Raw genomic sequence first — 18,822 nt, forward strand, 5'->3', positions numbered from 1 at the left:
TCACCTCTATCCGATCGTGGCCGCTAGGAGCCGCTGGTCAAACGCTTCCACGCTGGCCAGCATCGGGCCTTGGTAGGAGTTACGGAATCGGCGCGCTGCTTGGATGACGCGCTCGGACCCGTATAGGACGCCTGTGCTGAGCGCTCGGGACGCCAGGGTGAACGCCTCGTCGAACTCGGCCTGCATACGCCGGATGGACGCAATCTCCAGCAGGAGAGTGGCGCGCTGTTTCTCGGCAGGCTGGATGCTGTTTAGCGACGCGGAAAACGCGGCTATCGCCACATCTGGCTGAGCCAGCCGAACCGCGCACAAAGCCCGAAACCCTGCCAGCTTCGCGTCGGTGAACGGAAACACCCACGGCCACGGCGGCGACGATTGCCGGCCCGCTTGTACAGCTCGCTCGGCTGCGGACAAAGCCGCATGGCAGGCGCGCCCGTCGCGGGCTGTGGCGTACGCCAGCGCCTCCAGGCACGAGAGCCAAGCGTGAGGCGTGGCAGGTGGTCGCGGCCCGACGAAAGCCCGAGCGCGCCCGAGGAGGAGCAGCCCCAGCTTGGGGTCCTCATCCACCTCGAACTGCGCCAAGCTGCCCGTCATGTAAGCGGCGAGGAGCGGATGATCGGCTTTGCGTGCGGCGTCGATCGCGGCCCGGTAGAAGGTGCGGGCTGTGCCGGCGTCTGCCATGTCGGCGTGGAGCCAGGCAGCGAACCCGGCAGCTTCGGCGATGACGCCGAGCAGTTCGGCCCGATGGTTGGAAGCAGCCCCCCGGGCAAGGGCGGAGCGTGCCACGCGAAGGTGTGCTACTGCGCCCGGCGCCAGTTCTCGGGCTGGGGTGGTGGCTTCCAGACGCCGCTGCAGGCCGGTCACCGCGGTGAGGGTCGTGGCAGTGGTGTCTGTCGGCTCAGCGTGAGGAACGTGTGCTGATGGGATGACCGCGAGGGCTGCGGCGGCGGCCGCGGTCCTCCCGAACTGTCTGCGGTTCGTGGTGTCACCTTCTCCGGCACCGAGCCGGACTAGGTGGATGGGTACCCCGACTCGGTGGCATATCTCGCGGACTTGGTCCACGGTGAGCGCCCGGCCACGAATGACACGGGACACCCACGATTGGCTGTACTCCAGCACGTCCGCGAGCTGCTCCTGGCTCCATTGACGTTCGGCAAGGATCGCGCGAAGGATCGCCGCCATGTCGCAGGAGACCAGAGCAGCCACCACGGCTGGCTGATCCCAGAAGCTCGGGGGGAGGGGCTTCGGGCTCGCCATGAGGCTAGGTTACGCCGCAATATGCTTCGGCAGCCTCAGTCTTCATCGGCATAACCCCAGTTCTGAAAGGACTGGCGGCTTCACCCCAGGCGCATTGCGGATCACGCTCGGATACGTGACCTTCCCTGACGTCCACCTTGGCCCTCTGCCAGTGGTGGAGTTAGCCAGCACGGTGGCTCACCAACTCCGGGCGCATTTGCGCACGGAGTACCGCATTGAGGCCGACGTGAACCACGGAGACGGCATCGCCCTGGTCTCTGTGTGGATCGACCTCGTTTGTCACACCGATGGGCGCCTGTGCTGGTGGTGGACGGGCCGAATGTCACGGCGAGGCCGTCGTCTTTACACGTACGCCTGCGCTGGCGATGTGGCGGGCTGCGCACGCCGTATCGCCGCGCGGTACGCCGAGCTTCGCGCCAACAGCACCTCTGCCAACTCCTCCCTAATGCGCCTACTCCCGCAGCGATACGAGGCACCATGACGACCAGCAACCACGCCGAGGTAACAACGGCGACCATCCGCTCCGGCCGCATGCCGGGGATTCTGGACTATCCCGCTCCCATCATCGACGTCGGCAAAGGCCGCTCCTGGGCAGCAGGCGTGGAGAAGCACTGTTACGGCTGGTGGACGGTTCTTTGGGAGCCATGGGGCCAGCACCTCACAGCGTTTCTGAAAGGTCCCTGGGGCGAAGGCGGCACCTACCGCAAGGGCCGGACGCCGAGGGATCTGTGGCCGGCTGTGTTGGAGGCCCACGACCAGTGCCGGCGCCTTGCTACCGCTCAAGCTGCGCCCGTGGTGCCGCCCCTGCTGGTGGACAAGCTCCCGGACGATCTGTGGAAGGCGGACGCGTGAGCGAGGTAACGCCCGGCCTGGAGGTCCAACACGAACCAGCGTCTGACGGCTTCACGTGGGAGCCGTACACGTCTGGCAGAGGCGCTGTGCTGCGGGTCAGGGACACGTCATGCTGCGGCGTCTACGATCTGGCGTCCGAGGGCGGCCAGTACCTCATCCTCCGCAAAGACGGCAAAGAAGGCTACGAGGAGACGGCGCGCGGCGTACACGCCAACGCCGTCGCCGCCTACATAGCGCTGGTGCAAAAACACCTTCAAACCCACAAGGGTGCCTCGCTGAGCGACACAGCAGGGGACTCCTCGCCCCAATGACGCGGGAATCTCCGCCTGCCAGGCGCTATCCAGGCGTCTGGAACGGCACCCCGACTCTTCCGGGCCGACGTGGACATGCGCCAGCCACGCCATCAATCGTCTCTCACCCCAGGGACGAGCCACGTTCCTCTCCCTGGGGTGAGAGACATCCACCCAAGCCGCCACTCCCAATGGAGGCACAGTGAACGACCTTCTCGACCTGGAGAAGCTCCCCTCCACCGTCCGTAACGCCATCGTCCAAGGGCACACGGGCCCGATACGCCGGGCACTGCACGTCAGCAGTTCCCGGACCGGGGTGACCCTGAACCTGTATGGCACGCACCAGAACGTGTTCCTCAGAGCCACCCCGCTCCGCAGCCCGGACCTGCCGCTCTACAAGCGGGAACGGTGGGCGACCCTGAACCTGCCCCTGGATGCCCCCGCGCCCCGCCTGCTGTGGAACACCACCGCGGACCGGTGGCTGCTGCTCGCCTTCGAGCTCATCAACGACCACGCCGCCTCCGCGTTCCTCGCTCCCGACTCGGATGACGTGCCGTTCGTCCTGGACGCCGTCCAGCGGCTGGGCAAGACGCTCACCCCGTGCCCGGACGGCGCTCGGCAGGTCACCGAACTCGTCGCCGGCCTGTGGGCGATGGGGCAGCGCATGCTGGACAAGCCGCCCACCCGGTTGCGAGGCCGCGACCTTTTCGAGACAGCGCTCCAGGGGTTCGCTCCTGAGGCGTTGCAAGGGGACACCCTGCTGCACGGCAACCTCGCCCCCTGGCACCTGCGCATCAAGGACCATCTCGTCTACGCGGTGGACTGGTCGCAGGCATGCCAGGGCGCTCCGTGGGTGGACCTTGCTCTCCTGGCGCCCCACTTTGTCGAGGCCGGGCACAGCCCGGAGCAGGCCGACGCCCTGCTGTCGGGCGTGTTCCCATGGGCGGAGGCGCCTCCCGCGCAGGTAGCCGGGCTGGCCGCACTGTGGACGCTGGCGTGCCTGTACCAGGCCGAGTACGGGCACCCGATGCGCCGCCCCGAACAGACCCGCCTCGCTGACGCTGGTCGCAAGTGGCTGGTCTACCGGCTGACCAGGCTCTGATCGGAAGCTGATGATGCTGGCGCGGCAACCCACACCATGGCAGCGATTCTCGCTGCACATGCCGCGCCCATGTGCGGGCGGCACAGTGTCCCCGCCGTCCCGCACCTCTTGGCGCAGGCCGAAGTCCGCCCGCAGCCGCTTCGGCCTGCGCCACTCACCTTCCACATCTCTGCGCGGAAACCCCACGTCAGGGACCCCAACACAGGACAAGGAGAAGAGGACATGAGCACTGCCCACCAGGTTGAGGCAGTCCTGGACGGGCGGTCGTCGCACGCCCGCCGGGCGCGTTGTGCCGCGCTCACACCCGCCCGATACGCCATTAGGTACGAGCGCCGGTCCACGCCGTTCGGCTTCTTCGCTGGCGTCTGTCTGAGCGACTTCGGCGAGACGTCCGCCGTGTATGTCGGGGGGGATCACGAAATCGTCGCCCGAGCCGACCCCCGGGCACTGGACGAGGCGATCAGCGCCCGGGAGGCGGACGCCGCGTTGATGGCGGATGTCGAGGTGTGCGTCAACAACCTGGCGTACGTCCTTGGCCGTGTGCCTGAGCACGTCGTAGTGGAAGGGTGCCCCTTTACGCCATGGAACTGAGCCTCGACCCTCGCTGGCTGTCTCGATACTCGGCGCAAGGCCCGGTCCAGGAGGCTCAGTCTCCCTGTGTCTTCTGCGCCATCATCGAAAGGGAGGTCGAAAGCCACGTCATTGCGGAGACGGCGGACACCCTGTGCTTTTTGGACCACCTGCCGGCAACGTACGGACACACACTGGTCGTCCCTAAGCAGCATTGCCGGGACCTATTCGATATCTCGGACGAGTCCTTTCAGTCGGTCATGGCGACCGCGAAACAGGTGGCGAACGCCCTGCACGTGACCTGTTCGGCATCCGGCGTCAACCTTGTGCACGCCAGCGGTCTGGCCGCCCATCAGACGGTGTTCCACTTCCACATGCATGTCGTGCCGCGCTACGACGGCGATTCGATCGTTGTTTTTCCTCGGCTGGCTGATCCCGCCCGAAAACACGAGGTAGCACAGCGCCTACGCGCAGCGCTCCTTGACCCGTTACCGCCCACTAAACCAGCAGAAAGCAGCGCACCATGACAATTTCACCCGACTCCGCCCACACCCAGTTCACCGAGCAGGGCTTCGTGCTCATCAAGCAGGCCGTACCCGACGCTGTCGTCAAGATATTGGACGATGCCGCCCTGCAGCTCACTGACGACCGGGCCCCGGACCTGACGCACAGCTCGTTCAATACGAACCGCGCCCTGACGCACGTGCGCAACGCCGCGAACATCATCCCTGAGTACCAGCTGCTTTTCGGGTGCCGCGACCTGATGTCAGTCCCCTACCGGATTCTCAACGAGTCGATCCAGGTCCTGGGCAGCGAGATGCTGCGCCGAGCGGTCTACCAGCAGGCCCACGAGCCATGGCACCGCGACTCCGGAGCCTTCCTGGAGCGTCCGTACGATGAGGTGAACGGGCCGCTGCATCTCAAAGCCCAGGTGTTCTTCACCGATACACGGCCGAAGGACAGCGGCAATCTCGTGCTCATCCCCGGCTCCCACCGGTGGTCCGTGGACCACAAGGACGATGACTACTGGGAGTCGGCGAACGACGCTCTCGCTCAGGGCAGCGTCCCGGACGGCGCCCTGATTATTCAGGCGGAGCCCGGCGACGCGGTCATCTTCGGCAACACCATGTGGCATGCCGTCCTGCCCAATCTGACACAGGAGCGGCGCAGCGCGATCGTCCGATTCGGGCAGGCGTGGCTACGTCCGTACGACCACCACTGCGACCCGGCCACCGCAGCCGACCACCTCTCCCCTGAAAACCGGCTGCTGCTGGGCTACTCCTCCAACGAAGTCAACCCGGTGGACTTGTACAAGGAGGCCACCGCAACGCACAGCTGGGATGCGCAATGACCAGCTCAACGAGAATCGTCACGGTGCTCGGCGCGACGCGCAACTTCTTCAAGGTAGGCCACTACACCCTGCGGCGACTTGCCATTGACGCACCGCAGCTGACGTTGCGTCTGGCAATTCCAGAAGCTCACATCGCCGGACGCGCCGTACACGACATCGACGTGCAGCTTCGCGACTGGGAGCCGAGCGATCCCACAACGTTGGCGGAGGCCTTGTCCGGCACCGACACCATGCTAATGGTGCCCCCCATCGACCGCCGCGTCGAAATCGGAGACATGTATCTGCGGGCAGCTCAGAAGGCCGGCGTCAATCAGATCGTGTGCCTGGGCATCCAGTTTGCCCCGGGACAGTGCGCCATGGCCGACGAAGCGGCAACGCTCGAAGGCCTGCTGCAAAAATCCGGGATCGAGTACGACCTCGTCTCACTGCCCATGTTCCTGGAGAACATCCTCTATCAGTGCCAGTCCATCGCCAAGAACGGGTCGTTCTCCTTCCCCGTCGACGCCGACTGTCCGTTTTCGTACATCAGCTGTGACGACGCCGCCGCGCTGTTCTGCCGCAAGATCCTCTCCCCTGGGTCCATCGACCTGACCCGCGGGTTGATGAGCCATCATGCGCAGGCGACCTGCGCCGAGTGGGCTTTGGCCCTCCAAGCGGCGACCGGGCGTCCAATCACGTTCAAGCGCCAGGATGACGAGCACTTCCTGACGAGCCTTGGCAAGTACGGGATGCACCGGCCCGCCGCCGCGCAGGTGCTCGGCCTGTGGAAGCAGATCAGCGCTGAGGGGGACGCTACGCCGACCCGGGTTGCCGAGCAACTCATGGGCCGCCACACCACCAGTCTGGCGGCATGGACGCAGGCCCACGCGTGCTGCTTCGGCCCCGAGTTCAACTCTTGCCCCCACCCGCACCCGCCAATACAGCACATGTTCGGACCCGCGTGAACGCTCTGGGCAACCGAACCGACGCACTCGCCAGAAGCGCAGACCGCTCAGGAGGTGTCGCATGAATCTCACAAACTGGTGCGGCAACGTCACCATCGCCGACCAAGGCCACTGGACGAGAATCACGTCCCTGGAACAGCTGGAGACGATGCTGGCGCACGGGGAAGCCAAGGTGCGCGTCCTTGGGTCGAGATTCACCTATCCCACGCAGCTCCAATGCCCGGACCGCACCCGCGGCATCGTCTTGGACCTCCCTGGCCGCGGAGTGTGTGACCTGCGCGGAGAATACCTGCGCGTCACCGGGGACACCCTGCTCGAAGACGTGTGGCAGATGTTCGACAAGCACGGACTCGAACCCGACGCCTGCCCACCCGTAATCACAGCTCAGACACTAGCTGGCGCCCTCGCCACGGGCACCCACGCACAGGGCCTGTCTGGCGGCACTCTCTCCGACTGCGTGTCAGTCATCGAACTCATGGATGGCAACGGCGTCCTGCACCGACTCACCCCGGCCGACGACGCCTTCGAGTCCGCTATCCTCAACCTCGGGTGCCTCGGTGTGGTCGTCGGCCTAGAACTTCGCGGCCGCCCTGCGGCAAAGCTGTGCTGCAGCCGCGTCACCGTCACCGAAGACAGCCTGCCCGAGCACTACCCGGCCTGGAACCGCGAATCCGCGGCCGCCAAGTGCTGGTGGTTCACCGAACACAAGGTCGCGCACGCCTGGATCACACACGACGGCGCCGACCTGCCCCATGACCTGCACACCGCCCGACCCGCCGACTTGGATGATGTCGTGGCCCGCACCCGTCGTCATCTCATGGCCGACATCGGCGACGGTCAGGGCCATACACCTGCCACCCGAACCCTGGAAAAGTTCCTCGGCGCGGCCGACTCCAAGGGGACGCTCAACGAGATATTCAAGAATGGGATCCCGGCACCCCAGCTGAACATGGAGATCGCCGTCCCCCTGGACGCCTTCCCCGAAGCCTACGTCTGCCTCAAAGACCTCCTGCGCGCCTCGCCCTACAAGCTCCACTACCCCGTCATCCTGCGGACCACCGGGCGGGCGCGCGGCCACCTGAGCCCCACCCGCGCGGTCCCCAGCACCTACTTCGGCTTCGTGTCGTACATGAACGCGGAAGGCCGGATCACCGCCGCCCGCCCGCTGTTCGACGACATACAGCGCCTGTTGTACAGCCTGGGCGGCCGACCGCACTGGGGCAAATACTTCACTCCGGAACTGGTGCGCGACGCTGACACCAGCGGGTTCTCGCAGTTCCGCCGGGCCATAGGCAGATTCGACCCCCGCGGACGATTTAAGAACGACACCTTCTACCGCACGCTAGGACTTCCCACCGAATGACCCCGTACATGGGCGTGAGCCCCGCGTCTAAGGCTCCTATCCGAGCTTTGTATCGCGCGCACGCCGACTCCAAGAGGCGGGATGTGCTGACCGATCGTGGTGCACCAGCGTCCTGTGGTGAGAACATCCGGGCGTTGACATTCTTGGCCCGTTGTCGGGCCTGCCAGCGATCCTCAAAGCCGCACCGTTCTGTCAGTGCCAGTCGTCACAATGAGTAGCATGAACGAGTCCTCCACGGCGTCGGCCGCTGTCCTGGCTGATGAAGATGCCTATCTGCGGGCAGTCGCGCAGGCGCGCACTGCTGCCGAGGCGTACTACGGGTCCGGCGAGTCCACTATGGACGATGACACCTACGACCGGCTGCTGCACGCGATCACGGCCTGGGAGGATGAGCACCCCGACCTGGTCGCGGCGGACTCCCCAACCCAGCAGGTCGCGGCCGGGGTGACCACCGGCGAGATCGAGCACACAGTGCGGATGTTGAGCCTGGGCAATGTCTTCTCGGACCTGGAACTGAGGGCCTGGGCCGCGTCGCTGGAGCGGCGCCTGGGTGGGCGTGCAGTGACCGCCTGGGCGGTGGAGCCCAAGCTCGACGGCGTGGCCCTGGCCGCCCGCTACCGCAACGGCCGACTGGTACAGCTGGTCACCCGGGGTGACGGGACGACTGGTGAAGACGTGTCCCACGCGATCGGGGACATCATTGGCCTTCCCGCGACCCTGACCGAGCCGATCACGGTCGAGGTCCGGGGTGAGGTTCTGATGACGGAGGCCCAGTTCGCCGCAGCCAACGAGTTGCGAGCCGCACACGGGGGGGCGGTGTTCGCCAACCGCCGCAATGCCTCCTCCGGGTCGTTGCGAGCCAAGGACCGCGCTTACCACATTGGGCAGACGTTCCTGGCCTACGCCGCCCTGACCGACCCCGAGCACACCAGTGACCTCACCCTGGAGAATCTGTCCCACACCAAGCTCATCGCGCGCCTGGCCGACCTCGGGCTGGGCACCACGGTCGATACGCCGGTCGCCACCCGCTCCTACACCACGCTGGACCAGGTCCTGGCCCGGGTGCAGGAGATCGGCACCCTGCGCGCAGAGCTGGATTTCGAGCTCGACGGCGCCGTCATCAAGGCCGACGAGCCCGCCGACCAGGTCCAGGCCGGCGCGGGTTCACGCACCCCGCACTGGGCCATTGCGTTCAAGTTCCCCGCCGCCCAGAAGATAACCGTGCTGCGCGCGGTGGAATGGAGCGTGGGCCGCACCGGCATCATCGCCCCACGCGCAGTCCTCGACCCGGTCAACGTCGCAGGCACGACCATCACCTACGCCACTCTGCACAACCCCTCCGACATCACCCGCCGTGGCCTGCTGCTCGGCGACCACGTCATCGTCTACCGCGCCGGCGAAGTCATCCCCCGTGTCGAAGGCGCCGTCACCACCCTGCGCACCGGTGACGAACAGCCCATCTTCTTCCCCCAGGTCTGCCCGCGCTGCGGGGCCGATATCGACCGCACTCAGGAACGCTGGCGCTGCGTCCGGGGCCGCGCCTGCGGCCAGATCGAAGCCATCCGCTATGCGGTCGCCCGCGATGCCCTGGACATCGACGGCCTCGGCGAGAAGATCATCGTGCAGCTGGTCGGCAAGGGCCTGATCGAGGACTTCGCTGACCTGTTCACCCTTACCCGCGACCAACTGCTGACCTTGGACCGCATGGGTGCGAAAAGCGCCGACAACCTCCTGACCGCCATCGACACCGCCAAGAGCAAACCGCTCAACCGGGTCTTCTGCGCCCTCGGCATACTGGGCACCGGACGCTCCATGTCGCTGCGCATCGCCAAGCACTTCGGCTCGATGCAGGCGGTGCGGGACGCCGACGCCGCGGCGCTGGAGCAGGTCGACGGAATCGGCAGCGAGAAGGCTCCGGTCATCGTGGCGGAACTGGCCGAGATCGCCCCCGTGATCGATAAGCTCGTGGCCTCGGGGGTTAACATGACCCAACCCGGCGTCCCCGCTGCTGCCGCTGATGGCGCGCAGGATGGGGAAGAGGAATCCGGGGGAGCAGGAGAAGGGCTGCCGTTGGCCGGGATGACGGTGGTGGTGACCGGGGCGATGAGTGGGCCCCTGGCGGAGTACTCCCGCACCGAGATGAACGAACTGATCGCCCAGGCGGGGGGCCGTGCGTCCTCCAGCGTTTCCCCGCGCACCCACCTGGTCGTCGCAGGCGAGAACGCTGGCAGCAAGTTCGACAAGGCCCGCACTCTCGGCATCAAGACCATCACGCCTGAGGAACTCGCCGAGCGCCTCGCCACCTACCTCACCTGACTTTCCCGGAGCGGCGCGCCTCCTGCGCGCTCGCCTTCACCTGATGCGGGTTCCGCAACGCAAAAGCGCCCCGCTCCTCCGCATGGCGCATGGGAGGAGCGGGGCGCTCGTGTGCGGTTGCTACCGCTGGTCGTTCGGGAGGTCCGGCCGCGGGGTGTGCCGGGCCTTCCAGCCGACTACGGCCGCTAGCGCGGTCGGGAGCAGCGGCAGAGTGATCGCCTCTACCCAGTCGGGCAGGAACGCGATCATCGACGGATCGGCGGCGACCGCCTGTAGGACCGCCATACCAGCGACACCGGACAGGTAGGCGGCCAGGGTCATGGCCTTGACCTTGGTCTCGACCGGGCGGGAGTACGTGGGCTCCGGGTCAGCATGCATGTGCCCCTCCTCAGGGACAGGCCCGCCACCACGGCGGGACGAATCGGTAGACGCCAGCGGTAGAGCTAGCGTTAAGCCAGGGACTTACGAATTGGAAGCGCGGCCCGGACAAAGCAGTCCTTGGCCTCCAGGAGCTTGCGGAGCCCCACCGTCAGCTCCGTCCCGTCTGGCAGCGCGTCGATCATCGACTGGGCCGTATCTGCAGCCGGTTTGGCCACCGCCTGTAGATACGGCGGCAGGTGGTCGTACTCGAAGTAGCGGGCGATGGCAACTGTGGCGGGGTGGCGTCCTGCGACGTTCATGAAATCTCCTCAAGAGATATGACAGCCATATTGCTGTCGTCAGGTAAGCGCGGCCTCCCAGCAGGCGGCGTCCCAGACCAGCGGGTCCGAGCCGGTCGGGATCTTCTTCGCCGCCTTGAACTGCTTGACCTTCTCGATCAGGTCGGTGTCATGCGGGTCGTAGGTCATGTTGTGCAGGTTCGTCGGCTCGTAGCCGCGCGCGAACAGCAGGCCGCGCATGGTCTTCACGTGCCGGTGCTCGTCGCCGACTTTGAGGATGGGCAGGTTCTTCACCAGGGCCTCCGTGGTCTTCGGGGTGGGCTGGACATGCTCGACCGGCGTGGGATCGGCGGACGGCGGACGCGGAGCGCCCTTTTTCACCCAGGCGTACAGCGGGCCGCCAGGGCAGGAGGTGGCGTAGCCGTCCCGATGCCCCTTGATCTCGTTGCCCGCGTTGCCCTTATCGCGCAGGTACTCGATCGCGTCCCGGATGCCATGCAGCAGCAGGTCGTTCGGCTTCGTGAAGCCTGACGAACCGATCAGGGCGAGCACCGCGTAGTGCGCCGTGTTGAGGCCGGGCCCGTTGGCGGCCGGCAGGTGGTACGGGCCGCGGCCAACGAACACCCGCCGATGCGGACAACACACCAACGTGTAGCCCAGATCGATGTACGGCTGTTCGCGCGCCCCCGCCATGTGCTGGGCCTGGATCTCCTTGACCAGCTTGCCGCAAATCTCGTGATCAGCGACGATCTTCGGATCGACGTGCCCGCCCGTGTAATGGACCTTCACGCCCTCTGTGCCGGGGATTCTGGTGTAGGCCGCCGTGGGGGTCTTCGCCCCCCACGAGCGGCGGCTGATGAGCTTGATACTCACGTGTACCGCCCTTCTTGTCGGTCTCCTGGCTGGTCAGCTGCGGGTGAGCTGGATCAGCGCGATCACCGCGCCCGCGAGCGTCACCAGGACGCTGACGATGGCGATGATTTGCCGGGTCCGGTCGGAGAGCTGCGTGGTCGTCACGGCGGTCTTCTCGACCTCGGCCAGTCTGGTTTGGAGCTGTTCGACGTACTTGGCCAGCTCGGCGTGCCGGTCGTCGACCTGCTTGAGCCGCTGGAGGATGAGCGCGGTGGAGCTGTTGGTGCGCTCGAACCCGAGATCGACCGCGCCGCGCAGCTCGGCCAGTGCCAACGCGAGGTTCGGAGTTTCATCCACCATCAGCTCGCCCCGGTCGCGGTGGCGTACTCGCGGCGGGCGGCGGCAACCTCGGCACGCTTACGGGCGAGAGCATGCTTGTCGAACACGGCCGTTGAGCGGATCAGGTCCAGCGGATCCGTTGGTGCCTCTACGATGGCGGCAGCCTCGGCGCCCGCCAGGCCCGCTCGGTTGAGGGCCCTGGTCTTGGCTGCTGCCGAGGATTGCCCGAAGGGCAGAACCCGGACCTTCTGCTTCAGCTCCTCGATCCGTGCCAGCAGTGACCGGCGGGCGTCGTCGATGGTGGGCGCGTTCCACAACGTGACCGGCTCTGACTCGGCCTGTTCAGCGGCGGCTACGGCTGTGGGGGATGCCACGCCCAGTGCGCTGGAGACGGCCAGTTGCCGATCCCGACGTGGGACGGGCAGGAATGGCTGGTGAAGTGCGATGTCGAGCAGCTGGTCAACATCGTCAGGGGGGATGTCGTACTCGGCCGACAGCGACTCCAACAGCTCTGTGGGCATCACCTGGAGGATCTTCACCCCGTCGGGGCGGAGCAGGTCCAGCGCCCAGTAGGTGGTGCCCTCTTCGGCCTGGCACAGCCGCACCTCGGTGATGACCCACTCGGCAACCTGGTCCGCGACGGCAGCCTCGGGCAGAGCGGTCATGTCCGGAAGATCCAAAAGAACACCTCTTTGCCGTAGTTGGTTCGGTTGGTGGCGTCCGGATCGACCTGCCAGTCCACGTCGAAGGAGCTGAAGGTGTTGTTCGACAGGCACCAACGGAAATTCGGTACAGAATCGACGGCGTGCTTCACCCCGGCGACGGGGTTCGGCACGGTCATCAGCGTCGTCGGGTAGTTGATCCGCATGCCGCCGTAGCCGTCCCCGACGGTGAGGCGGCCAGTGAGAATCCCCCAGCGCGGGCCGGCGGAGAGATGGTTCCAGCGGCCAATATGGGTGGTGCGCGGCCCGTACCCGTAATCGGAGAACTCGAAGTAGTTCTCGTCCTCGATGCCCGAGCCGTACCAGCCGACCTTCGTCCCGGAGTCGCGCAGTTCCATGAACCCGCCGTTGGCCTGGGAGGAGCCGCTGTAGCGGTACTTCACCTCGAACAGGGACGCCGACTGCACCAGCGTGAAACGTCGCCCGAAAGAGTCGGCCGACCCGACGATTTCGATGCCCGTGCCGAACGACCCGCCTGCGGTGATGGAGGCTTGGCCGCCGCTGGAGGAGGTGAACCGGATCTCCGGCAGGCTCGCACCAGGCGGGGCGACCTCGATGCGCTGCCCTGAGGAGGCGGTCCGCAGGTAAGCGCCCGTGATGGTGCCACCAGTGATGGTCTTGCCATTGATGGCATCCGCGGCGATCTTCGCCGCCGTGATCGCGTTCGCAGAAATCTTGTCAGCCGTAATCGCGTTCGCAGCGACCTTGTCCGCCTCGATCGCGTTCGCGGCGACATGGCTCGCCTGGATCGCGCCTGCGGCAACCTTGTCCGCCGTGATCGCGTTCGCAGCGATCTTGTCTGCCTCGATCGCCAGCGCTCGGATCAGGCGACCTGTGATCGAGTCGGCGGTGATCTTCGCGTCGCCGGGGATTGTCCCGTCGATGATGTGCTCGGCACCGTCGATCACCTGGCCGATCAGGTCCGCGTCCACCAGCGGCGCAGTGGCGATCACCTTGGGCGAAGTGGCCGCTGACTCGTTCCCGCTGCGGTCGACCGCGGTCAACCACACCGCGCGTGGCTTGCCATACGGCTGATCCGGGATCACCACGACACCAGCCGCCGTCAGATACCCGACCTCGGCCGCGCCCGGCGCGAGCGGGTCCTGCATCCACACGCGGACCCGCTCGAAGTCGATGGGCATCACCACGCCGCCAGCACCCAGGCCGTCCCACGCAACGTGAATCACGCCGAGTCGGGTCGTCAGTGTCGGCGCGGACGGCACCGGAGGAGGCCACGGGTCGTTCGGCACGAGTACGGCGACCGGGGCGCTGAACACGCCCTTCGTGCCGTCGTTGCCGACGGCGCGCACCTTGAACGCATACTCCGAGTCCACGTTTAGCGGGGACACACTCGCCGACACGTCGCCGGACGCGGTCTGCGCCACCAGATACCACAGCCCGCTCCCGGCGTTGGGGCGGGCGTATACCTCGTAGCCGTCGACGTCGAGCGCGACCCCGTTGACGTCCGCCGTTACCGGACCCCATGTCACCACGGCGATGCCCTGCGCGTACCCGGTCGTGTCCAGATATGCGTCCGGTTCCACAATCAGGCCCGGCGGCGGAGCCGGGACACGGCCACTGGAGTCCGGGGCCGGCGTCGTGCCGGAGCCGCCCGACGACACGCCGCCCGCGAGGATGCCAGCGCTTTTGCGGGCAAGTTTGATGTCGTCTTCCAGGAACCGATCGTTGAGCACGAGGTTCCCGGACAGCTTGCCGTCGCCAGCCCGGGACAGCGTGACCTGCCTGATCCGCAGCGGCTCCATTCGCCCGCCGTCGCCCGGCGCGAGCACCTTGTCCCCCGGCGCGTAGTTGGCCCACGGCAGCCACCGCGCCTCGTCGAACACCACCGCTCGGGTGATCTGCACCCGCTCCCCCGACGCGCGGCTCAGAGCGGCCTGTCCAAGCGCGGCGGCCGTCCCCGCGTCGCTCACCCCGCCCTGCTGCTGGTAGGTCTCCCAGCGGCCCCACGGCGACGCGGAGGGATCGTTGGCGATCTCGTGCGTGAACCCGTTCTCGCCAGCGATAAGGATTGCAGTAGATAGATCCTCCAGGGTCGCGTCATCTGGGGCCTGGTCGACGTCGCGGCCGAGCCGCAGGTCGACCAGCGCCGGGCCGGCCGACCGGTCACACGCCATCACGGTGCCTTCGTTGAACACCTCCAGGGCGCGGCCGCGCATCCGCCAGTCGATCACTCCCTGATCACTCAAGTTGAGCAGCAGCGTCAGCAAGTCCACACCCGGATCCAGCGCGATGGTCAGCTTGGTTGCCCACGCCTGGTGGTTGCTGTCGGTGCTGGAGCTAAACTCGGCGGTCATGCCTTCCAGGGCGCCCCGAGCCTTCGCCTCATCGATGAGGGTCCGCAGCACCGCGCCCACCGGGACGGCGTTGAACTGCCGCTTCCCGTCGACCATCCCGGCGGTCGGGTACAGCACCGCCTTCTTGAAGGCCCACGCGTAGCCGGGGCAGGTGTAGCTCCGCTTCCCGGCCTGGTCGGTCACGTCGGAACCGCGCTTGATCCGCAGGAACCGGCCGCCCGGCGGCTCGACCCAGTCCCCACCCGCCAGATACTCCAGCGCGATCTCGCACGGCTGCGCGAGCAGGTCGGCGCCAGGCGCGTGCGACGAGTAGTCCAGCCGCAACGACGACACATCGTTCAGCGGGGCCGCGGCCTCGAACGACAGTGGAAACGGCAGCAGCCCCAGCTTCTTGTCCTCGTTGGGCACATACGCCACCAGCCGCAGCCCGTATCCGGGCAGATCAGCGGGCAGGATCACACTCACCGGCCGCCTCCATTCTCCGACTCGGCCTCGTGGGCGAGCCGGTATCGGTCCATCTCCATGCGGATCGTGGCGCTCCTGACGGGGTCGATCCGGGTCTGATCTCGGATGACCTGCAGCGGGTCCGCGGCGGCCTTGGCCGCGTCGCCAGCGGGGGCCGTCGCCGTGGTGACGACGCCGTACTTCGCCTTGCACGTGGCCAGCTGCTCCGTCACCTGCGCGCGGGCCGTCTCGACGTCGACCAGCGCCGGGGCTGGCATGTCCAGTTCCCCGGCCGCGTGCGCGGGCGCGAGCAGCGGCGCGTGCAGGATCACATCCAGGGCCTCATCGACGGTGGACAGGCCGTACTCGGCGGCCCGGACCTCGACGGCTTCCTTCGGCACGTAGCTGACGAACGCCGTGCTCGGGTCGCCGCCGACCGGCTCGTACGTGATCAGCCATGCGTCCTCGCCGGGATTACTCACCTCGCGGACCTCAGTGATCCGCCACTGCTCAACGGCCATCGCTCCCCCTCACATCCGCCAGGCCCACATGTTGAGCTGCACCGTGAATTGCGTTGGCGTGGCCAGGCTGCTTTCGCTGCTACGGAGCGAGAAGCTGGTGGTCGTCGGGTTCCGCATGTGGAAGGCCAGCCGGTCCGGGATGGGGTTGTCCGCCGTGAACACCACGCGCGGCACCGTCACCATCGTGAACGTCCAGTTCACCGCGTACGACGAGCCGCCCGACAGCGACACCGACCGCATGAGCAGCCCGGCTTCGCCGCCTGTGAACGACCACTTCCCGGCGAACTGGGTCGACGCGGCGGAGAACTTGAAGCGGTTCAGATTCGCGCTGGCGTCGTTGTAGCCGACCTCGAGCTCGTTCGGCTTGAGGAACATGTAACCACCGCCAGCGAGCCCGCTGGTCGGGTTGACGATGTGGACCCGGTAGTCGGTGGCCGCGTGGACCACCTGGCACTGCGCGGTGCCCGTCCCGTCGACGCCCGACGTGGTGACGATGGTCGCCTCACCGGCATACATCGACCCATCCACGTACAGCCGCGCGGGGTTTGTCCCAGTGCCCGGCAGGAACCGGATCTCCGGCTGCGTCGCCCCAGACGGGTTGATCACCAGCCGGTTGCCCGTCAGCCCCGTCGCGAGCTGTCCGACGATGCTGACGGTGCCCGTCGACGAGATCGAAACCGTCTGCGCGCCGCCTGCGTTGAACGCGGCCAGCCCTGCCGCATTGAGCTCCACCCTCGCCGCGTTCGGGTCCCCGGCGACAATCCGCGTGACAAGGGCCAGGACCGCTGCCAGTTTGTCGGCCGTGACCTGGTTGGCCCCGATGTGCCCAGCCTGTATCGCCCCCGCCGCGATCTTGTCGGCGGTGACCGCGTTGGCCGCGATGGCACCCGCCGTGATCGACTCGTTGGCGGCGTCCCCTTCCACGAGCGGCACCGCGGCGATGACCGCGCTCCCGGACGGGGCCGACTCGTTCCCAGCGTGATCCACGGCGGTCAGCCAGAACTCCCGCAGCTCGCCGTACGGCTGGCCGGTGATCACGATCGACCCGGCCGCCTGCAGGTAGCCGACTTCGGCTGCGCCGGGGTTGAGCGGGTCTTGCATCCACACCCGCGTCCGGTGGAAGTCGGCCGGCATCGGTGCCGAGCCGATGCCGAGCCCGTCCCATCCGACGTGGATCACGCCCAGCCGGGCGGACACGACAGGAGCGGTCGGCACCGGCGGCGGAGTGTCGTCGACCTCGATGAGCACGGCGTACTCGTCGGAGAATCGGCCTTTGACGCCCTGCGATGTGGCCCGGACCTTGAAGGCGTACTCCTTGCCCACGATCAGCGGGCTGTAGGTCGCCTTGGTGGTGCCCGGCTCCGTGGTTGCGACGAGGAACCACGGAGCGCCGACGATGTTGTCCCGCATGAACAGCTCATACGAGTCGATGTCGATTGCCTCGCCGTTCACGTCCGCAGTCACCGGCCCCCACGTGGCGGTGACTTGGCCCTGCGCGTGACCGGTCGCGTCCACGTAGGTGATCGGGTTCACGATCAGGCCCGCAGGTTTCGCGGCGGTGCGGCCACGTGGTGACGGTGGCGCGGGCTGCGCGCCGGACCCGCCGGACGCGGTGGAGCCGCCGACGATGCCGGCCGTGCGGCGGGCGAGCCTGATCGACTGCTCAAGGAAACGGTCATTGAGCACGACGTTTCCGCCCACCGTGCCGTTGGCGTCCTTGGTGAGGGTGATCTGCCGGACCCGCAGGGGGGCCAGGGTGCCGCCGCTCGCGGGCGCGATGATTTTGTCTCCGGGCTGGTAATCCCGCCAGGGCAGCCATCGCGCCCCGTGCGGCGTGATCTCCCGGGTGTGCTGCACCCGCTCGCGGGCGGCGCGCAGCAGTGACGACTCGGCGAGAAGGAATGCGGTCCCTTCGTCGCTCACTCCGCCCTGGCCGATGTAGTTCTCCCACCGGCCCCACGGCAGGGCCACGCCAGAGCTGTACGACTTGCGGAAACCGTCGTCGCCGACGACGAGCACGGCGGACGCGGCGTCTTCCAACGTGCCTGTGTCGGGGGCGTCGATCACGTCACGGCCTAGCCGTAGGTCCACGCGTGGCGAGGCCGTCCGGTCGCGGGCCAGCACGCTGTCGGCGTTGTAGACGTGGAGCGTGCGGCCTTCCATGCGGAAGTCGATGACGGACTGCTCAGCGAGGTTGATCAGCGTCGTGAGCGCGTCCAGTCCCGGCTGGTAGTAGATGGTCAGGATCTTCGCCCACGGCTGGTTGTTGCTGTCCTTCTCCGTGTCGAACGTCCAGTCGAGCTTCGGCAGCGCGCCGCGTGCCTGCGCCTCGGCGAGGAACGTCTGCAGGATTGTCCCCGGCGTCGCGCTGAGGAACGCCCTCTTGCCGTCGACCAGCGGCGCGGGCCCTGGGAAGAGCACGACCTTGCGGAGCTGCCAGCCATAGCCGGGCAGCTCGAACGTCTCGACTCCGGCCTTGTCGGTGGCGGCCGTTCCGCGCTTGATCCGCAGGAACCGCGAGTCCGGGGGTTCGGCCCAGATCTGCCCGTCTTCTGACCATTCGATGGCCACCTCGCAGGGCGAGGCGAGCAGATCAGCGCCGATGGCATGACGGCTGTACCGCAGCGTCATCGCGGGCATGTCGTTCAGCGGGTGCCCCGTCTGGAACGCGAGCGGGTGCGGCAGCAGGCCCAGCTTGTCGCCGTTGGGGGCATAGGCGATGAGACGTACGTCGAACACTGGTCCCCCCTCCGACGGTGCCATAGGCATGCGTCGCTCGATAAGACCAATGAGCCGTCTCTGGGACAGTACTTTTCCAAGGCGCAAATCCACCGGCCATGCTGGGCCTCGGTCAACAGGCTCCTCGCGGCCCCCTGGAGTTGTGGTCAGACAGAGAAGCTTTCCGCTCGGCGGAGCGTCTAATTA

General features: G+C 67.1%; 18 protein-coding genes. 9 read left to right on the forward strand and 9 right to left on the reverse strand.

All coding sequences use genetic code 11. From position 1 onward, the window contains the following. Positions 1 to 6 precede the first annotated feature (6 nt). Positions 7 to 1,257: a helix-turn-helix domain-containing protein gene (locus ABN273_RS46010; RefSeq protein ID WP_349455910.1), complete on the reverse strand. Its 1,251-nt coding sequence runs from the start codon at positions 1,255 to 1,257 to the stop codon at positions 7 to 9. 477 nt (positions 1,258 to 1,734) lie between these two features. On the opposite strand from ABN273_RS46010, the gene ABN273_RS46015 reads away from it, so the two are divergent. The 9 genes from ABN273_RS46015 to ligA all read left to right on the forward strand — a co-directional run bounded on the left by ABN273_RS46015 (position 1,735) and on the right by ligA (position 10,045). Beyond that, a complete protein-coding gene (locus ABN273_RS46015; RefSeq protein ID WP_349455911.1) occupies positions 1,735 to 2,109 on the forward strand; it encodes a hypothetical protein in 375 nt (124 codons plus the stop codon). Continuing rightward, positions 2,106 to 2,420: a hypothetical protein gene (locus ABN273_RS46020; protein ID WP_349455912.1), complete on the forward strand. Its 315-nt coding sequence runs from the start codon at positions 2,106 to 2,108 to the stop codon at positions 2,418 to 2,420. The genes ABN273_RS46015 and ABN273_RS46020 overlap by 4 nt, the downstream gene beginning before the upstream one ends. Positions 2,421 to 2,601: 181 nt before the next feature. Then, a complete protein-coding gene (locus ABN273_RS46025; RefSeq protein WP_349455913.1) occupies positions 2,602 to 3,501 on the forward strand; it encodes an aminoglycoside phosphotransferase family protein in 900 nt (299 codons plus the stop codon). 222 nt (positions 3,502 to 3,723) lie between these two features. Further along, on the forward strand, positions 3,724 to 4,092 hold the full coding sequence (locus ABN273_RS46030) for a lantibiotic dehydratase (RefSeq protein WP_349455914.1): 369 nt from the start codon (positions 3,724 to 3,726) through the stop codon (positions 4,090 to 4,092). Next, positions 4,083 to 4,598, forward strand: coding sequence for an HIT family protein (locus ABN273_RS46035; protein ID WP_349455915.1), 516 nt, complete (start codon positions 4,083 to 4,085; stop codon positions 4,596 to 4,598). Before ABN273_RS46030 ends, ABN273_RS46035 begins: the two co-directional genes overlap by 10 nt. Next, the gene (locus tag ABN273_RS46040; RefSeq protein WP_349455916.1) at positions 4,595 to 5,422 is read left to right on the forward strand and encodes a phytanoyl-CoA dioxygenase family protein; all 828 of its coding nucleotides are present in this window, start codon (positions 4,595 to 4,597) and stop codon (positions 5,420 to 5,422) included. Before ABN273_RS46035 ends, ABN273_RS46040 begins: the two co-directional genes overlap by 4 nt. Further along, positions 5,419 to 6,366 carry a Rossmann-fold NAD(P)-binding domain-containing protein gene (locus ABN273_RS46045; protein ID WP_349455917.1) on the forward strand — a complete coding sequence of 316 codons (948 nt, stop codon included), beginning with the start codon at positions 5,419 to 5,421 and terminating at the stop codon, positions 6,364 to 6,366. The genes ABN273_RS46040 and ABN273_RS46045 overlap by 4 nt, the downstream gene beginning before the upstream one ends. Positions 6,367 to 6,514: 148 nt before the next feature. Further along, complete coding sequence (locus tag ABN273_RS46050) at positions 6,515 to 7,729, forward strand: D-arabinono-1,4-lactone oxidase (protein WP_349455918.1); 1,215 nt, start codon at positions 6,515 to 6,517, stop codon at positions 7,727 to 7,729. A gap of 219 nt (positions 7,730 to 7,948) precedes the next feature. Continuing rightward, positions 7,949 to 10,045, forward strand: a complete 2,097-nt coding sequence (gene ligA / locus ABN273_RS46055) for an NAD-dependent DNA ligase LigA (protein ID WP_349455919.1) — start codon at positions 7,949 to 7,951, stop codon at positions 10,043 to 10,045. A 120-nt stretch (positions 10,046 to 10,165) separates the two neighbouring features. On the opposite strand, the gene ABN273_RS46060 is transcribed toward ligA, so the two are convergent. The 8 genes from ABN273_RS46060 to ABN273_RS46095 form a co-directional block, all read right to left on the reverse strand. After that, positions 10,166 to 10,423 carry a hypothetical protein gene (locus ABN273_RS46060; protein ID WP_349455920.1) on the reverse strand — a complete coding sequence of 86 codons (258 nt, stop codon included), beginning with the start codon at positions 10,421 to 10,423 and terminating at the stop codon, positions 10,166 to 10,168. 71 nt (positions 10,424 to 10,494) lie between these two features. Next, positions 10,495 to 10,725 (reverse strand): hypothetical protein, encoded by a 231-nt coding sequence (locus ABN273_RS46065; RefSeq protein ID WP_349455921.1) that lies wholly within the window; start codon positions 10,723 to 10,725, stop codon positions 10,495 to 10,497. A gap of 39 nt (positions 10,726 to 10,764) precedes the next feature. After that, positions 10,765 to 11,577, reverse strand: a complete 813-nt coding sequence (locus tag ABN273_RS46070; protein ID WP_349455922.1) for a peptidoglycan recognition protein family protein — start codon at positions 11,575 to 11,577, stop codon at positions 10,765 to 10,767. 33 nt (positions 11,578 to 11,610) lie between these two features. After that, positions 11,611 to 11,916 carry a hypothetical protein gene (locus ABN273_RS46075; RefSeq protein ID WP_349455923.1) on the reverse strand — a complete coding sequence of 102 codons (306 nt, stop codon included), beginning with the start codon at positions 11,914 to 11,916 and terminating at the stop codon, positions 11,611 to 11,613. Next, the gene (locus ABN273_RS46080) at positions 11,916 to 12,560 is read right to left on the reverse strand and encodes a hypothetical protein (RefSeq protein WP_349455924.1); all 645 of its coding nucleotides are present in this window, start codon (positions 12,558 to 12,560) and stop codon (positions 11,916 to 11,918) included. Before ABN273_RS46080 ends, ABN273_RS46075 begins: the two co-directional genes overlap by 1 nt. Then, a complete protein-coding gene (locus tag ABN273_RS46085; RefSeq protein WP_349455925.1) occupies positions 12,557 to 15,397 on the reverse strand; it encodes a fibronectin type III domain-containing protein in 2,841 nt (946 codons plus the stop codon). The genes ABN273_RS46080 and ABN273_RS46085 overlap by 4 nt, the downstream gene beginning before the upstream one ends. After that, positions 15,394 to 15,897, reverse strand: a complete 504-nt coding sequence (locus tag ABN273_RS46090) for a hypothetical protein (protein ID WP_349455926.1) — start codon at positions 15,895 to 15,897, stop codon at positions 15,394 to 15,396. The genes ABN273_RS46085 and ABN273_RS46090 overlap by 4 nt, the downstream gene beginning before the upstream one ends. A gap of 9 nt (positions 15,898 to 15,906) precedes the next feature. Then, positions 15,907 to 18,636 (reverse strand): fibronectin type III domain-containing protein, encoded by a 2,730-nt coding sequence (locus ABN273_RS46095; RefSeq protein ID WP_349455927.1) that lies wholly within the window; start codon positions 18,634 to 18,636, stop codon positions 15,907 to 15,909. Positions 18,637 to 18,822 lie beyond the last annotated feature (186 nt).

It is taken from the genome of Nonomuraea sp. B19D2, assembly GCF_040137845.1.
Classification (GTDB): domain Bacteria; phylum Actinomycetota; class Actinomycetes; order Streptosporangiales; family Streptosporangiaceae; genus Nonomuraea.

Excerpts from the sequence above, each read along its gene's own strand:
- ABN273_RS46080 (WP_349455924.1), bottom strand. The coding sequence starts at position 12,560 with ATGACCGCTCTGCCCGAGGCTGCCGTCGCGGACCAGGTTGCCGAGTGG.
- ABN273_RS46030 (WP_349455914.1), top strand. The coding sequence starts at position 3,724 with ATGAGCACTGCCCACCAGGTTGAGGCAGTCCTGGACGGGCGGTCGTCG.
- ABN273_RS46010 (WP_349455910.1), bottom strand. The coding sequence starts at position 1,257 with ATGGCGAGCCCGAAGCCCCTCCCCCCGAGCTTCTGGGATCAGCCAGCC.
- ABN273_RS46040 (WP_349455916.1), top strand. The coding sequence starts at position 4,595 with ATGACAATTTCACCCGACTCCGCCCACACCCAGTTCACCGAGCAGGGC.
- ABN273_RS46045 (WP_349455917.1), top strand. The coding sequence starts at position 5,419 with ATGACCAGCTCAACGAGAATCGTCACGGTGCTCGGCGCGACGCGCAAC.
- ABN273_RS46075 (WP_349455923.1), bottom strand. The coding sequence starts at position 11,916 with ATGGTGGATGAAACTCCGAACCTCGCGTTGGCACTGGCCGAGCTGCGC.
- ligA (WP_349455919.1), top strand. The coding sequence starts at position 7,949 with ATGAACGAGTCCTCCACGGCGTCGGCCGCTGTCCTGGCTGATGAAGAT.
- ABN273_RS46050 (WP_349455918.1), top strand. The coding sequence starts at position 6,515 with ATGCTGGCGCACGGGGAAGCCAAGGTGCGCGTCCTTGGGTCGAGATTC.
- ABN273_RS46065 (WP_349455921.1), bottom strand. The coding sequence starts at position 10,725 with ATGAACGTCGCAGGACGCCACCCCGCCACAGTTGCCATCGCCCGCTAC.
- ABN273_RS46060 (WP_349455920.1), bottom strand. The coding sequence starts at position 10,423 with ATGCATGCTGACCCGGAGCCCACGTACTCCCGCCCGGTCGAGACCAAG.
- ABN273_RS46090 (WP_349455926.1), bottom strand. The coding sequence starts at position 15,897 with ATGGCCGTTGAGCAGTGGCGGATCACTGAGGTCCGCGAGGTGAGTAAT.
- ABN273_RS46015 (WP_349455911.1), top strand. The coding sequence starts at position 1,735 with ATGACGACCAGCAACCACGCCGAGGTAACAACGGCGACCATCCGCTCC.
- ABN273_RS46035 (WP_349455915.1), top strand. The coding sequence starts at position 4,083 with ATGGAACTGAGCCTCGACCCTCGCTGGCTGTCTCGATACTCGGCGCAA.